Genomic DNA, 15,420 nt, shown 5'->3' with positions numbered 1-15,420 from the left:
TATAGAAAATCAAGGAATGAAATGATGTGAGGATATGTTAAAAGCTTATAAATATAGGATTTATCCAAATAAAGAATAAAAATTATATTTAGCTAAAACTTTTGGTTGCACTAGATTTATCTATAATAAGATGTTGGCTGATAGAATTGAATCCTATAAGGAAAATAAAGATTTAGACATTAAGCAAATTAAATATCCTACACCAGCACAATATAAAAAAGAGTTTGAATGGCTTAAAGAGGTTGATAGTTTAGCTTTAGCTAATGCACAACTAAATTTAGATAAAGCATATAAAAACTTTTTCAGAGATAAATCTGTTGGGTTTCCTAAATTTAAGAAGAAAACTAGTGCTAATAGCTATACAACAAATAATCAGAATGGTACTGTATCCTTAGAAAATGGATATATAAAAGTTCCTAAATTAAAATCTAAGATTAAAGTAAAACAACATAGACAATTTACAGGTAAAATTAAATCCTGTACGATATCTAAAACTCCTACAAATAAATATTATGTATCCATTTTAGTAGATACTGAAAATTTTATATTACCTAAAATTGATAAAAAAATAGGTATAGACTTAGGAATAAAAGAATTTGCTATAACAAGTGATGGAGAATTTTTTAGTAATCCAAAGTGGCTAAGAAGATCTGAAAAGAGATTAAGAAAATTACAAAAGGATTTATCAAGAAAGAAAAAAGGTAGTAATAATAGAAAAAAAGCAAGGTTAAAAGTTGCTAAACTACATGAGAAAATAGCTAATCAAAGAGCAGATTTCTTAAATAAGTTATCAATTAAACTGATTAGAGAAAACCAATCTATAGTCATTGAGGACTTGAAAGTTAAGAATATGCAACAAAATCATAAGCTAGCTAAAGCTATAAGTGAAGCTAGTTGGTCAGAATTTAGACGGATGTTAGAATATAAAGCTAGTTGGTATGGTAGAAAGATAATTATAGCACCTTTCAATTATGCTAGTAGTCAGTTATGTTCTGAATGCGGATATAAAAATGAAGATGTAAAAAATCTAGCTCTTAGAGAATGGATATGTCCTAATTGTGGAGTACACCATGACAGGGATATAAATGCAAGTAAAAATCTACTGAAATTAGCTATATAATTTTGGTAATAAGCGAGGTTGGTTCAACCTTTTGAGCGTGGGTAAACTTGCTACAGTAGTAGTATTGACCACGAAGCCCTCACTTCAACGGAGTAAGTGAGGGGTAGTTCACATTAGAGAAGGGATATGTGTTATGTTATGGAAAATTTTAAAAAAGCATTGATAGATATTTGTATTACATATGTAAATTTATTATTTTCTATGATAGTTATGAAACAATGCTTTAATATAGAAGGATTTTCTTATATATTTTTTACCCAGGTTTTTTTAATAGGGGCTTTTATATATGTAATAAATGTACTTTTATCAAAAAAAAACTTTTATAAAATATTAATATTACCCTTTTTAATGGCAGCATTATATATATGGATACACAATAATGAAAAATATATACTTATGACAATATATAAAAATATAGAATACATAAAAATTTTAAATACAGATATATATGAAGGAAATAATACTTACTTTTATCAATATAAGGACATTCTATCAATTAGTATACCTTTAATTACAATAATTATTTTATTCATAGGCAATTATTTTAAAAATTTTATTATAGCTTTTTCTATTTTGTGGATTGGGTTTTGTTGGCACTATGGATATAAAGAAATAGTAAAAAATATAACACCATATTTATTATTTTTAAGCATATTTACTTATCTTATAAATCAAAATTTAGATATAAAAAATAGAGTTCATAAAGAAAGTATAAAATTAAACATGAGTAAATATGTTACTCTATTTTATATATTATTTCTAAGTATAACAATACCTTTTTTAACAAAACACATTTCTAATGATTCTAATATAATCAATAAAGATTTAAGGAAAAAGATAGTAGATAAGGTTTTACAAAATACTAAAAACACAAATAGAGGTTACTCTTTAAATAAATCTGGATATAGTGATACAGAAAAGAAACTAGGAGGACCTATAGATATAGATAATAATGAGGCATTTAAAGTAAAATCTGATAAACCATATTATTTAAGAGGTACAACAAGAGATTATTATGATGGTTCATCTTGGAAAATCAGTGAAGATACTTTTAAAAGATTAGATAAGTATAAAGAAGAACTACAACCTAAGAGTAATTCTTTTTTCTCTATAAGAGGAGAAGGAAATAAAAATAGCATAAGTATAATACCAACTAATATATCCACATCAACACTATTTGTACCCATGAATACCTATGACATAAGGTGGAACAATAGGATTTATTTTAATAGAGATAAAAACTTTATAACAGGTAATAATGCTCTAGAGGAATATAACATTCAATTTTATGATGATAACTACAAATATTCTGTGGTATCTAATAATATAAAAGAAAAAGAAGATTTTTTTAAAAATATGTTAAACTTTGAATATAAAAGGACTAAAAGTTTATATCCTTCTAAAGCTTATCAATATGAAAACTATCTTCAATTGCCAGAAAATATACCTAAGAGAGTATATGATCTAACAAAAGATATAACAAAGGATGCTCCAACATTAGGAGAAAAGGTTTTTAAAATATATGAATATTTAAATAAGAACTATGAATACTCTTTAGATGTAGGGAATATTCCAGCAGGGGAAGATTTTGTGGACCATTTTTTATTTAATGAAAAGAAGGGTTATTGTACATACTTTGCTACTTCAGCTACTATAATGTTTAGAATAATAGGAATACCTGCAAGATATGTAGAAGGATTTAATATGGGATACAATAAGGATGATAAAGGAAGATATGTAGTTTATAATAGAAGTGCACATGCTTGGACAGAAATTCTAATCTCCCCCTATAGTGATACATGGACTATTATAGATACAGTACCAGAGGCACCAGAATTAGTGAATGAAATAATGAAAAGTAAAGAAGAAAATAAAGAAAGTTTTAATATGGAATATAAAAATCAGGAAGAAAAGTTTAAGGAAAATATTAAAAAAGAAGTGAAAGAGAATAAAAAGCCAGATAGTATAAACTATAAAAAATACATATTTGTATTAATAGGTATATTTTTAATAATACTAATGGTTATAAAAACACTTATAGAATTAAAAAAAGTAGATAAGATATTAAAAAGTAAGAAATCTATTTTTTTATATGAGTATATTTTAAAGAGATTAGAAACTATAGGTATTTATAAAAAAAGTAATGGTGAGTATGAGTTTCTAGAAAAATTAGAAGAAGAAGGATTAAAAGATAAACTGAAAATACTTACAAATGCTTCATGTATTGAATTTTATGGGGAAGTAGAGGAACAACAATTAAATTTTAATGAGAAAAGAGAAATATACATTTTTGTAGAAGATATTATTAAAGAAAGAATGGGGAAAGTTAAATATTATTTATACAAGTATTTTAGGGTATAAAATAAATACCTACACTTATTGAAAAAAATGGAAATGAGGGTTATAATTTATATATAAAATTAGAATAAAATGGGGTAGGTGTTTATGAGAATAAAAGATAGAGAGAAGTTTTTGAGTTCATGTATTTTTATATTTATGTGTATGGTGCTGATTTTAAGTTATGAGGGTAAATATAACAAAAATTTTGCAAAAGAAAACTCTAATAAAATAGTAACTTTAAGTAATATATCATTAAAAAATAAAAAAGTTGTATTAGATCCAGGTCATGGTGGAATGGATAAAGGGACAAGCTTTGGAGATTTATATGAAAAAGACATTAATTTAAAAATAGCTTTCTATACTAAAGAGTATCTAGAAAAGCAAGGGGTACAGGTTTTTATGACTAGAGAAGAAGATAAGTTTTTATATCTTAGAGAAATAAGCAATTATTCAAATGGTTTAAATCCAGATATTCTTACATCCATCCATGTAAATTCAAATAAAGATAGCTCTTATAATGGGATTATTACGTACTATTATGATTCAGAAGAATTTCAAAAAGAAGAAAGAATAAAACTTGCAAATACAATTCAAAAGGAAGTTTCAAGTGGAGAAACATGGAGAGATGGAGGTATAAGAAAGCAAAATATAGCCATCTTAAGATGGAGTAATGTACCTTGTGCTTTAGTAGAGTGTGGTTTTATAACTAATGTGGAAGATAGAAAAAAACTAAATAATGAGAAAGTATTGAAAATAACAGGCGTAAACATTGCCAAAGGTATTATAAATTATTTAAAGGAATAAGTTAACATTATATTTAAAAAGAAAATACAACTTTTTGGTATAATAAAATATATATATAAATAAGAGAGGATGTTTTTAATTGTCATATAAATTAATATGTATTGATATAGATGGGACATTATTAAGAGACGATAAAAAGTTAAGTCAAAGAAATATAAATGCTATAAAAGCTGCAACTAAGAAAGGTGTTCATGTAGCTATAAGTACAGGAAGAATATTTCCTTCAGCAAATTACTATGCTGAATTGATAGGAGTGAAATCACCAGTTATAGCTTCAAATGGAGCATATATTAAAAACAGCAGTGAGGATAAGATAATATATGAAAAAACTATGGAATATGAAAAGACTATAAAAATTATAAATATATTAAAGGAATATAAACTACGTCCACACTTTAATACGCATAATAAAATTCTTACAGAAAGTTTAGAGTTTTCAAAGAAAGTTTATTCTAAAATGAATGAAGTATTATCAAAAAATAATAAAGTGGATATAGAATTAGTAGATACTTGGGAAAATGCACTCAAAACATATGAGCATGAAATATTAAAGGCTATAATCGTAGACGAGGATATAAATAAAATAAAAGAAGTTAAAGAAATAGTTGCAAGAGAAGAAGGAATAGAGGTAGTGAGTTCTCATAATAATAATTTTGAAGTTATGAGTAAGGGTATATCAAAGGGAAATGCTGTTAATATTTTAGCAGATATGTTAGGAATAAAGAAGGAAAAGGTAATGTGTATAGGAGATAGTGAAAATGACTTATCTATGATAAAATTTGCAGGCTTAGGAGTAGCTATGGGAAATGCAGCAGAATGTATAAAAGAATATGCAGACTATATTACAGATACAAATAACGAAGATGGTGTAGCAAAAGCTATAGAAAAATTTATAATATAAAACTTTACTATTTTTGAAGAATAGAGTAAGATATGTTATGTAAATTTTAATTCCTTATGTATAAGGGGGAGAATATCTTGAATTTAAATATAGTTTTGTTCCAACCAGAAATTCCACAAAATACAGGTAATATAGCAAGAACTTGTGTTTTAACAGATTCTAAGCTTCATTTAATAAAGCCATTAGGTTTTAGTTTAGATGAAAAGCATTTAAAGAGGGCAGGATTGGATTACTGGTCTCAATTATCATTGGAAATACATGAATCTTATGAAGATTTAAGAAAAAAATATAAAGATGGTAAATTTTATTTTTCTACCACTCATAGTACTAAAACTTATAGTGATGTAGAATTTGAAGAAGGGGATTTTATAGTTTTTGGAAGGGAAACTTCAGGGTTGCCAGATTATGTAAGAGAGGATAATAGGGATACATGTATAAAAGTACCTATGATAAAAAGTAGTACTAGATCCTTAAATTTATCCAATACTGTAGCTATAGTAACTTATGAAGCATTAAGGCAAATGAACTTCCCCAACATGAAATAGAGGGGGTTTCAGTTTATGAATAAAATTAAAATAATAACAGACAGTACGGCAGATTTATCAAAAGAAATAATAGATAAATATGATATAGAAGTTATTCCTTTATTAGTAACCTTCGGTGAGGAAAGTTATAAAGATGGTATAGATATAAATACATCAGAACTCTTAAGAAAAATGGAAAGTTCTGAAGAATTCCCAGGAACAGCACAAATAACTCCTCAAAGATTTATAGAGTGTTATAAGAAATATTTACAAGAAGGATACAAAATAATTTCACTCCATTTATCATCTAAAATGAGTGGTACATATCAGTCAGCTTGTTTAGCAAAGGAAATTTTAGAAGCAAATGAAACCATAGAAATAATAGATTCTCAAAATGTAACCTCAGGTTTAGGATTGCTGGTTATAAAAGCAGCTAGACTTAGAGATGAGGAATATAACTTAGAAGAGATTGTAAAAGAAGTAAGAAGGACTATTCCTCATATAAAAAGTGGACTTGTATTCGAAGAACTAACTAACCTAGTCAAAGGAGGAAGGCTTTCAAAAACAGCAGGAGTTGTAGGAAATATTCTTGGTATAAGACCAATACTAACAGTTGAAAATGGAGAAATGGCAGTTATAGATAAAGTTAGAGGAAATAAGAAAGCTATAAGATATGTTCTAGATTACATAGGACAAGTAGGTATAAAAAAAGATGAACCATGCATACTTTTACATATAGAAAATGAAGATATAAGAATTCCATTAGAAGAACATTTACAAGAAAAGTCAATAGAATTTATGGAGTGTGAAGTTGGATGTGTTGTAGGTGTACATTCTGGTAAAAGGGCTTGTGGAATATTTTTTATAGAAAATTATTAATGTAAAATAAGAAGGAAATACCATTATTATGTAGAAATATTATATTACTAGTAGAAATTATAATTTAAATTTAAACATAGGGAGGAATAATTAAATGAATAAGAAAAAAGTTGTAGCACTTCTATCAGCAGCAATAATGACTGTGTCATTATTTGCCGGTTGTGGTGGAGCAGAAAAGAAATCTGCTGAAGCAGGAAAAGAGCAATTAAAAGTTGGTCTTGTAACAGACCAAGGAGGAGTAAATGATGGTTCCTTTAACCAATCAGCTCATGAAGGAATTTCTAAGGCAGAAAAAGAACTAGGAATAACACAAATAAATGCCATAGAATCAAAACAACAAGAACAATACCAACCAAATTTAAAAATTATGGCAGGTGAAGCTGATTTAACCGTAGGTTGTGGATTCATGATGGTTAAAGCTATGGAAAACGTATCCAAAGAAATAAAAGATAAGAAATTTTTAATCGTTGACCAGGAAGTTAAAACACCAAATACCCTATCAATAACTTTTAAAGAAGAAGAAGGATCTTTCTTAGCTGGAGTTATAGCAGGTAAGATGACAAAAACTAATAAAGTTGGTTTCGTAGGTGGAAAAGAAAGTGAAGTTATAAATAGATTTGAAACAGGATTTGCAGCTGGGGTTATGTCAGTTAATCCAGAAGCAGGAAAATTATTAAAACCAGTTAATGAAAAAACTCCTGGTAAAAATGTAAAATATGTAGATTCCTTTGAAGATCAACAAAAAGGAACAGAAGCTGCTAAAATGCTTTATAATTCAGGTTGTGATATAGTATTCCACGCAGCAGGAGGAGTAGGGCTTGGAGTATTTAAAGCTGCAAAGGAAATGAATAAATGGGCTATAGGGGTTGACTCTGACCAAGCAGCAGCATTACCAGAATATAAGGATATAATACTTATCTCTATGGAAAAACAAGTAGGAGAAGCTGTTATAGATACTATAAAGAGTATTCAAGAAGACAAGTTTGAAGGTGGAAAGCATAAAGTTCTTGGAATAAAAGAAGATAGAGTTGGAATAGCACCAACAAAACATCCAGATCTTACTAAGGAAGCAGATGAACTATCAGAAAAATACAAAGCAGCTATAAAAGCAGATAAATTTAAAGTTCCAGGAACAAGAAAAGAACTTTTACAGTTTAAAGCTCCAGAAATTTAAATTTAAGAGAGAAAGCTAGGTGCTTTTGCATCTAGCTTTTTTAATCAATAGGAAGGAGGCCCAAAATGGAAAAAGTTGTTGAAATGAAGGGAATAACAAAGGTTTTTCCTGGAACCATAGCTAATGAAGATGTAGATTTTGAACTTAAAAAAGGAGAAATTCATGTTCTTTTAGGAGAAAATGGTGCAGGTAAAACCACTCTTATGAATATACTTTATGGATTATATCAACCTGAAGGTGGAGAAATATATATAAAAGGACAGAAAGCAAACCTTAAAAATCCTAAAGATGCAATAAAATTAGGGGTTGGAATGGTTCATCAACATTTTATGTTGGTTCATAATTTTACAGTGGCGGAAAATATGATTTTAGGTCAAGAACCTAAAAAAGGAAGCCTAAAAATAGACATAGAAAAGGCTAAAAAAGAAACTAAGGAATTAGCAGATAAATATGGATTTAATATAAGTCCTGATGATATTGTAGAAGATATAACTGTAGGTCAACAACAAAAGGTTGAAATATTAAAAGCTCTTTATAGAGGAGCAGAAATACTAATATTAGATGAGCCAACAGCAGTATTAACACCTCAAGAAATAGAGGAGTTAGGAAAGATACTTAAAAACTTAGTAAAAGAAGGAAAATCTATAATCTTAATAACTCATAAATTAAAAGAAGTTATGAGTATGAGTGACAGGGTTACAGTAATAAGAAGAGGAAAATACATAGATACAGTAAAAACTAAAGATACCGACATAGACGGTTTAGCAGAACTTATGGTAGGAAGAAAGGTAAATTTAGTAATAGAAAAAGAAGAAACTAAGTTAGGAGAATCTATATTAAAAATAGAAAATCTAAAAGCTAAAGATCAAAGAGGATTACCTGCTCTTAAAGGAGTAAATTTGGAATTAAGAGAAGGGGAGATACTAGGTATTGCAGGAGTAGATGGAAATGGTCAAACAGAGTTAATCGAAACTATAGTTGGCTTGAGAAAATCTACAGAAGGAAATATATATTTAAAAGGCGAAAATATAACAGGAAAAACTACTAAAGAAATAACAGAATTAGGTATAGCCCATGTACCAGAAGATAGACATAAAAGAGGGTTGGTTCTTGGATACTCTTTAGTAGAAAATTCTGTTTTAGGTATTCATGATAAAGCTCCTTTTGCTAAAGGTATTATTATGGATTATGATAAAATAAGAGAACATTCCAAAAAACTTATAGAAAACTTTGATGTAAGAACTCCTAATGAGGATGTAGTTGCATCATCACTATCTGGTGGTAACCAACAAAAGCTCATAGTAGCAAGAGAAATAGAAAAAGATCCTGCAATGATAATTGCAGTTCAGCCTACTAGAGGATTGGATGTAGGGGCTATAGAGTATATCCACAAAAGATTAGTTGGAGAAAGAGATAGAGGAAGAGGAGTTTTATTGGTATCCTTAGAGTTAGATGAAGTAATGTCTTTATCTGATAGAATTGCAGTAATGTATGAAGGTGAAATTGTAGATGTATTGGATGCAAAGGATGCCACAGAACAAAAACTTGGAATTCTTATGGCAGGAGGAACTTTAAAAAAAGAAAAAGAAGGAGGGGCAAAACTTGAGTAAGGACGCTTCAAATAAATTTAAGCTAAATTCAGACATAATTAAAAGTTTTTCAATATCAATTATTTCTATAGTATTAGCTTTATTTATATCTGTATTTTTCGTAATGTGGGCTAAGTCATTCTCCTTTGGGGAAGCTGCTTCTTTACTTTTTAAGTCCATATGGAAGGGAAGTTTTGGAACAAAGTCAAACTTTATTGAAACTATGGTATTTGCAACACCGCTTATATTTACAGGACTTGCACATGCTATAGCTTTTAAAACAGGACTTTTTAATATAGGAGTAGAAGGGCAGTTTATAATAGGTATGATTACTGCCGCACTTGTAGGATTAATACCTGGAATACCAGCACCAATACACCAAATTCTTATACTGGCTAGTGGTATATTAGGAGGAGCTATTTGGGCAGGAATACCTGGATATTTAAAGGCAAAAATGGGAACAAATGAGGTTGTAAATACAATAATGATGAATTTTATAGCCATGCATTTATCCAATTATTTTACTATGGGACCTTTTCATAAACAAGGTTCAGCAAGTACAAACTCAATTCAACCTTCTGCTGAATTATATAGATTTTTAGGAGAAAATAATAGATTAAATATTGGATTATTTATAGGTATTATATTTGCAGTATTAGTTTATATATTATTTTGGAAAACTACTACTGGGTATGAAATAAGAGCTGTTGGATTAAGTCCTACTTCTGCAGAATATGGTGGAATTAATATAAAGAAAAATATAATACTTGCCATGGTTATATCTGGAATAGTAGCAGGTATTGGTGGTGCTGTACATACTATGGGAGTTCAACATCAATCTATGCAATTATTTTCTTTTCCTAACTTTGGATTTGACGGTATAGCAGTTGCTCTTGTAGCAAAAAGTAATCCAATAGGTATAATTTTCTCAGCTATTTTATTTGCAGCTTTAAATTATAGTTCTGGTACTTTAATGCTATATGGGATACCAAAAACTATAGTAAATTTAATTCAAGGTATAATAATTTTATTCATAGCTGGAGAATATGTATTTAGACTTATATCAGAAAGAAAGAAAAAGGGGGCATTGTTAAATGAGTAGTATAGTAATGCTTATATCTGCTACCCTTAGGTTAGCAACTCCTTTAATATTTGCAGCACTTGGGGGAGTATTTTCTGAGAAATCAGGAGTTGTAAATATTGCCCTTGAAGGAATAATGACTACAGGAGCATTTTTTGCCGTATATGGCTCACATGTAACTGGAAACCCTTGGATGGGAATTTTATTTGCAATAATTTCAGGAGCTATTATGGCAGCTATTCATGCTTACTTAAGTATACATTTAAAAGCAGATCAAATAGTTTCAGGTGTAGGTATAAACGTTTTTGCAGCAGCTTTAACTAGTTATTTAATAGTTAAATTCTTTAAAACAAATTCTCAAACAAGTGTTGTAAAATCACTACCATATCCAACAGAGGCTATGGGTAAAGTGCCGGTAATAGGTGGAATTTTAAAGGAATTAAATTGGTTTGTATTTATAGCTATAGCTTTAGTAATTATTTCACATTTTGTATTATATAAAACACCATTGGGACTTAGAATAAGATCCGTTGGTGAGCATCCAAAAGCCGCTGACACTTTAGGAATAAGCGTTTATGGTATAAGATACCTATGTGTAATATTATCCGGAGTTTTAGGAGCATTAGGAGGAGCTACTCTTTCTATAGGTATAATGAATCTATATAGGGAAAACATGGTTAGTGGTAGAGGGTTCATAGCCCTTGCAGCCATGATTTTTGGTAATTGGAAGCCTGTAAATGCTATGTGGGCATCTATGCTTTTTGCCTTTGCAGAAACCTTCCAACTATTTGCTAAAGGTTTTGGATGGGCAATACCAGGAGAGTTTTATGCAGCTTTTCCTTATATAATAACTATGTTTGCATTAGCAGGTTTTGTAGGAAAAACTCAAGCTCCGGCGGCAGATGGAGTTCCTTATCAAAAAGGACAACGATAAATGAGATAATTTATTTAATTTCATATAAAAAAGACTATCCAATAAATTTAACGGATAGTCTTTTCATATTATTTAATCTATTAACCCTTTTTTCCTTAAGAAGTTTATAGCAGATTGTTGTGCAGTCATTCCTAATTCATCTACATTATAATTCATTTCTATCATATCTTTTTCAGAAATTTTATCTGCTAGTCTGTTTAAAATTTCTTCAATTTCAGGATACTTTTCCAGAGTTTCTGATTTTATGACAGGTGCAGCATAATAAGGTGGGAATACACCTTTATCGTCTTCAAGTAACACTAAATCTAAAGATTTTAACATACCATCTGTGGTAAATGCATCTGTTACATCTGTTTGTTTATTTATTAAAGAACTGTATCTCACTCCAGAATCCATTTTTAAAACTTCTTTAAATTTTAAGCCATAGGTTTTTTCTAATCCAAGTAATCCATCTTGTCTATCCACAAAAGATACAGTAAATCCAGATTTTAAGTTATTAGAAACGTTGGCTATGTCAGACACCTTTTTTAAATCATATTCTTGTGCAGTATCTTTTCTAACTGCTACAGCGTAGGTATTATTATATCCAAAAGGTTTTAGAAATTCCAGATTCATTTCATCTTTAAAGCCTTTTTTTACTGTATTATACACCCTGTCGGTGTCACTATCATGAGGAAGCTTTAAAACGTACATTAGACCAACACCAGTATATTCAGGATAAATATCTATATCACCCTTTTTAATGGCTTCTACAACTACTGATGAGCCACCTAATTGAAACTTTGTTTCTACATTTAAATCTGTATGATTTTTTAACATTTCAGCCATTAAATTACCTAAAACTTCCTGTTCTACGTAGTCCTTAGAACCAATAACTATGGTATTGGCTTTCTTTCTATAGTTAAATATACCAAAGCTAATTATTAATATTATACAGGTAGATAAAGCGATAATCCTATTTCTTCTTGTTTTTTTTCTGTTTTTAGATTTCTTTTCTGAAGCTTTTTTCTCTATCTTCCCTATAATAAAATCTAAAAGTAATGCCATTATACAAGCAGGAATTGCACCAGATAAAATCATGGAAGAATTTAGGCTTTGTATACCTGCAAATATAAGATCACCAAGACCACCAGCACCAACATATGCTGCAATAGTCATAAGACCTACAGCTGTAACAGAAGAAATTCTAACACCAGCCATTATTATTGGAAAAGCTAGTGGAAGCTCTACCATGGTAAGTAATTGATAGTTAGTCATTCCCATAGCTTTACCTGCTTCTTTAATGTCAGGGGATATATTTTCAAGACTAGTATATGTATTTTTAATAATAGGAAGAAGAGAATATAAGAATACCATCAAAATAGAAGGCATTTCACCAATTCCTATTATGGGAATTAAAAAACCCAATAGGGCAAGGCTTGGCACTGCTTGTACTATGTTAGCTATCCCTATAACATAAGGGGCTGCTTTTTTATATCTAGATATTAGTATTCCAATAGGAACTCCTATAAATATTGCTAATAATACTGCTATGGCTGTTAATTGTAAGTGTTTCCCTGTTAAACTAAGTATTTCAGAATATCTTTCCATAACAAACTTAAAAAAAACCATATTAAGTCCTCCTTTACATTAAGAGATTTTAGAAAATGTAGTTATTAGACTGCTTTGAGTAATTAATCCCTTAAGTTTTTTGTCTTTATCAACCACAGGTATATAAGATATACTATTTTCTTTCATAACTTTTATTACGTCCATAATAGAATCTTCTAATTCTACATATTTTAAGTCAGAAGCCATTACATCTTTAAGTTTTTTTCCATTTACATTATCTAAATCTAAATGTTTTAAAGTTACAATTCCTTTTAATATATTATCTTTATCTACTACTAAAATACTATCTACATGGTTTTGTTTCATTATATTTACAGATTGAACTATAGTTCTTTCACCAAAGGTTTTTATAGGGTTTTTAATCATTATATCTTCAGCAGTAATTAGTTCTGGATTGCTCCACAATCTATTCTTACCTATAAAATTAGCAACAAATTCATTAGCTGGATTTCTTAGTATGGTTTGTGGTTCATCAAATTGCATTATATGACCGTCTTTCATGATACAAACTTTATCTCCAAGTTTTAAGGCTTCATCCATATCATGAGTTACGAATACGATAGTTTTTTGAAGTTTTTGTTGAAGTTTAAATACTTCATCTTGAAGTGAATTTCTAGTTATGGGGTCTAAAGCACTAAATGGTTCATCCATTAAAATTATATCAGGGTTTACAGCTAAAGCTCTCGCTACGCCAACCCTTTGTTGCTGACCACCACTTAATTCTTCTGGATATCTATCAATATATTTATCTGGGTCTAGCCCAACTAATTCAAGTAATTCTTGTGTTCTTTTATGCCTAGTTTTTTCATCCCACTTTTGAAGATAGGGTATTAAATCAATGTTCTCTCCTACTGTCATATGAGGGAAAAGACCAGTTTGTTGGATTACATAGCCTATATTTCTTCTAAGTTGTATAGTGTCTTTTTGAGAAAGATCTTCTCCACTAATGGTTATTTTACCAGAGGAAGGTAGGATAAGCTTGTTTATCATTTTTAATGTGGTGGTTTTACCACAACCACTAGGGCCTATAAGTACTACTAGCTCGCCCTTTTTTACAGAAAAAGTAACATTTTCTAGAACACTTGTGTTTTTAAAACTTTTACTTACATTTGTAAACTCTATCATAGTAAACCTCCTTATATTAGTTTAAAGAAAATAAATCTCCGCACAAAGTGTTGCACAGAGATTGTGTAATACTTATGCAATATCTGTTTGTACATTTTCTCTATTTTGATATCTAGTAATTTTTTCATCTAGAATATTACCGTTACTGATAATTATTGCATCAGACAATACTGTGTTTTCATCTTCTTTTTCTTCTACTAATATATCTATATATTTTGTAAGTTCTTTACTTATTGATTTTGTAGCAGTTTTAAAAAATAGAGAAGGGGTGTGATCTACTACATAATGCGTAATTCCATCTATAGAATAAGTTGGATTTTGAATAGTTGTGGATATACTTGTTTCTATAGCTTTATTAGAATCACAGCTAATGTCAATTATCAAAGCTCCATTTTTTAATTTTTTTAAATCATCTTTATTTATTATATGATCTCTTCTTTTTACATCCCAAAGTACAGCATTTATTATTACATCATATTTATGCATTTCTATTTTAAATAAATTTTCTAGTTTGCTACCATAAACTGTTACTTCAGAGCCTAATCCATTTAGAATTCTATAAGCTCCTTTAGCAGTATTACCTCTACCAAGGATAGCAGCTTTTGTTTCATATGGAAATTTACCATAACATTGGAAAGCTTGCATAATAGCAGCTTCTCCTGCTATTTCATTATTTCTCCAAAATACATGTCTACCTTCTTCGTACATATCTTCCCATGCAATACATTTTACTTTATTTCTTAATAATATATTAGTTATATTTAAATTTTGAACAGCATGTATCCATCCAAATAGAATTTGATTTTCTTTTAGCTTACTTAAGTAACCTGCATCGCCTATTTTAGGATCACATATTATATCTTTTTTTAAGATATCATCTTTTGAAGCTATATTAGCACCTGCTTTTAAATACTCATAATCGCTAATTCCTAATACCTCTCCATATCCTTTTTGAAAATATAGTGATTCCTTATTTTGTATTTTTTCTACATCAACGGGCAATAACGCTCTTCTATTTTCGTTTTCCTTTGGACTGATTAAAAATCCAATAGATCGCATGAAACCAACTCCTTAAATTAAAAGTTACAAATCTAGAAACGTATTTACCTATTATCTGTGTTTTGGATGTCACTCACTTTAAATGATATATTTTCCCTATAAATATTATATTGGAAAATTACTCAATATAGCAACCTACAACTTATATATAATTAGAAAGTTGCAGGTTATAAGGGTGATTTGTCTCTATAATACTCGTAAATGCTCTTGTATTCTGTTAATTTTATTACAATTTTATAAAAATTCTCGTAATTACCAGTATAATTTATATCATGATAG

Annotated in this window: 12 protein-coding genes and 1 pseudogene; 10 read left to right on the top strand and 3 right to left on the bottom strand. The window is 29.1% G+C overall.

Annotated features, from left to right (window positions below; genetic code table 11):
* Nucleotides 1–34 precede the first annotated feature (34 nt).
* The 10 genes and pseudogenes from tnpB to B5D21_RS10010 all read left to right on the top strand — a co-directional run bounded on the left by tnpB (nucleotide 35) and on the right by B5D21_RS10010 (nucleotide 11,346).
* Nucleotides 35–1,120, top strand: a pseudogene (gene tnpB, locus B5D21_RS10055) (IS200/IS605 family element RNA-guided endonuclease TnpB).
* Nucleotides 1,121–1,258: 138 nt separating this feature from the next.
* Complete coding sequence (locus B5D21_RS10050; protein ID WP_035111011.1) at nucleotides 1,259–3,481, top strand: transglutaminase domain-containing protein; 2,223 nt, start codon at nucleotides 1,259–1,261, stop codon at nucleotides 3,479–3,481.
* Nucleotides 3,482–3,565: 84 nt separating this feature from the next.
* Complete coding sequence (locus B5D21_RS10045; RefSeq protein ID WP_035111013.1) at nucleotides 3,566–4,264, top strand: N-acetylmuramoyl-L-alanine amidase family protein; 699 nt, start codon at nucleotides 3,566–3,568, stop codon at nucleotides 4,262–4,264.
* Nucleotides 4,265–4,343: 79 nt separating this feature from the next.
* Nucleotides 4,344–5,165, top strand: a complete 822-nt coding sequence (locus B5D21_RS10040; protein WP_011098674.1) for a Cof-type HAD-IIB family hydrolase — start codon at nucleotides 4,344–4,346, stop codon at nucleotides 5,163–5,165.
* Nucleotides 5,166–5,242: 77 nt separating this feature from the next.
* A complete protein-coding gene (trmL, locus tag B5D21_RS10035) occupies nucleotides 5,243–5,710 on the top strand; it encodes a tRNA (uridine(34)/cytosine(34)/5-carboxymethylaminomethyluridine(34)-2'-O)-methyltransferase TrmL (protein WP_078688102.1) in 468 nt (155 codons plus the stop codon).
* A gap of 15 nt (nucleotides 5,711–5,725) precedes the next feature.
* The gene (locus tag B5D21_RS10030) at nucleotides 5,726–6,568 is read left to right on the top strand and encodes a DegV family protein (protein ID WP_011098676.1); all 843 of its coding nucleotides are present in this window, start codon (nucleotides 5,726–5,728) and stop codon (nucleotides 6,566–6,568) included.
* Nucleotides 6,569–6,662: 94 nt separating this feature from the next.
* Nucleotides 6,663–7,742 (top strand): BMP family lipoprotein, encoded by a 1,080-nt coding sequence (locus tag B5D21_RS10025; protein ID WP_011098677.1) that lies wholly within the window; start codon nucleotides 6,663–6,665, stop codon nucleotides 7,740–7,742.
* Nucleotides 7,743–7,807: 65 nt separating this feature from the next.
* Entirely contained in the window at nucleotides 7,808–9,352 is a 1,545-nt protein-coding gene (locus B5D21_RS10020) for an ABC transporter ATP-binding protein (RefSeq protein WP_011098678.1), read from the top strand.
* Complete coding sequence (locus B5D21_RS10015; RefSeq protein ID WP_011098679.1) at nucleotides 9,345–10,433, top strand: ABC transporter permease; 1,089 nt, start codon at nucleotides 9,345–9,347, stop codon at nucleotides 10,431–10,433. Before B5D21_RS10020 ends, B5D21_RS10015 begins: the two co-directional genes overlap by 8 nt.
* Nucleotides 10,426–11,346, top strand: a complete 921-nt coding sequence (locus B5D21_RS10010) for an ABC transporter permease (RefSeq protein ID WP_011098680.1) — start codon at nucleotides 10,426–10,428, stop codon at nucleotides 11,344–11,346. Before B5D21_RS10015 ends, B5D21_RS10010 begins: the two co-directional genes overlap by 8 nt.
* A 72-nt stretch (nucleotides 11,347–11,418) precedes the next feature.
* Here B5D21_RS10010 and B5D21_RS10005 read toward each other — a convergent pair whose 3' ends face one another.
* From B5D21_RS10005 to B5D21_RS09995, 3 genes are all read right to left on the bottom strand, one after another.
* Complete coding sequence (locus B5D21_RS10005) at nucleotides 11,419–12,957, bottom strand: ABC transporter permease/substrate-binding protein (RefSeq protein WP_011098681.1); 1,539 nt, start codon at nucleotides 12,955–12,957, stop codon at nucleotides 11,419–11,421.
* A gap of 18 nt (nucleotides 12,958–12,975) precedes the next feature.
* Nucleotides 12,976–14,082, bottom strand: coding sequence for an ABC transporter ATP-binding protein (locus B5D21_RS10000; protein ID WP_011098682.1), 1,107 nt, complete (start codon nucleotides 14,080–14,082; stop codon nucleotides 12,976–12,978).
* 72 nt (nucleotides 14,083–14,154) lie between these two features.
* Nucleotides 14,155–15,141 carry a N(5)-(carboxyethyl)ornithine synthase gene (locus tag B5D21_RS09995; protein WP_011098683.1) on the bottom strand — a complete coding sequence of 329 codons (987 nt, stop codon included), beginning with the start codon at nucleotides 15,139–15,141 and terminating at the stop codon, nucleotides 14,155–14,157.
* Nucleotides 15,142–15,420 lie beyond the last annotated feature (279 nt).

This window comes from Clostridium tetani (assembly GCF_900167265.1).
GTDB lineage: Bacteria > Bacillota > Clostridia > Clostridiales > Clostridiaceae > Clostridium_G > Clostridium_G tetani.
Note: the sequence above shows the minus strand (reverse complement) of the source record. Positions and strands in the feature narration are given on the sequence as shown.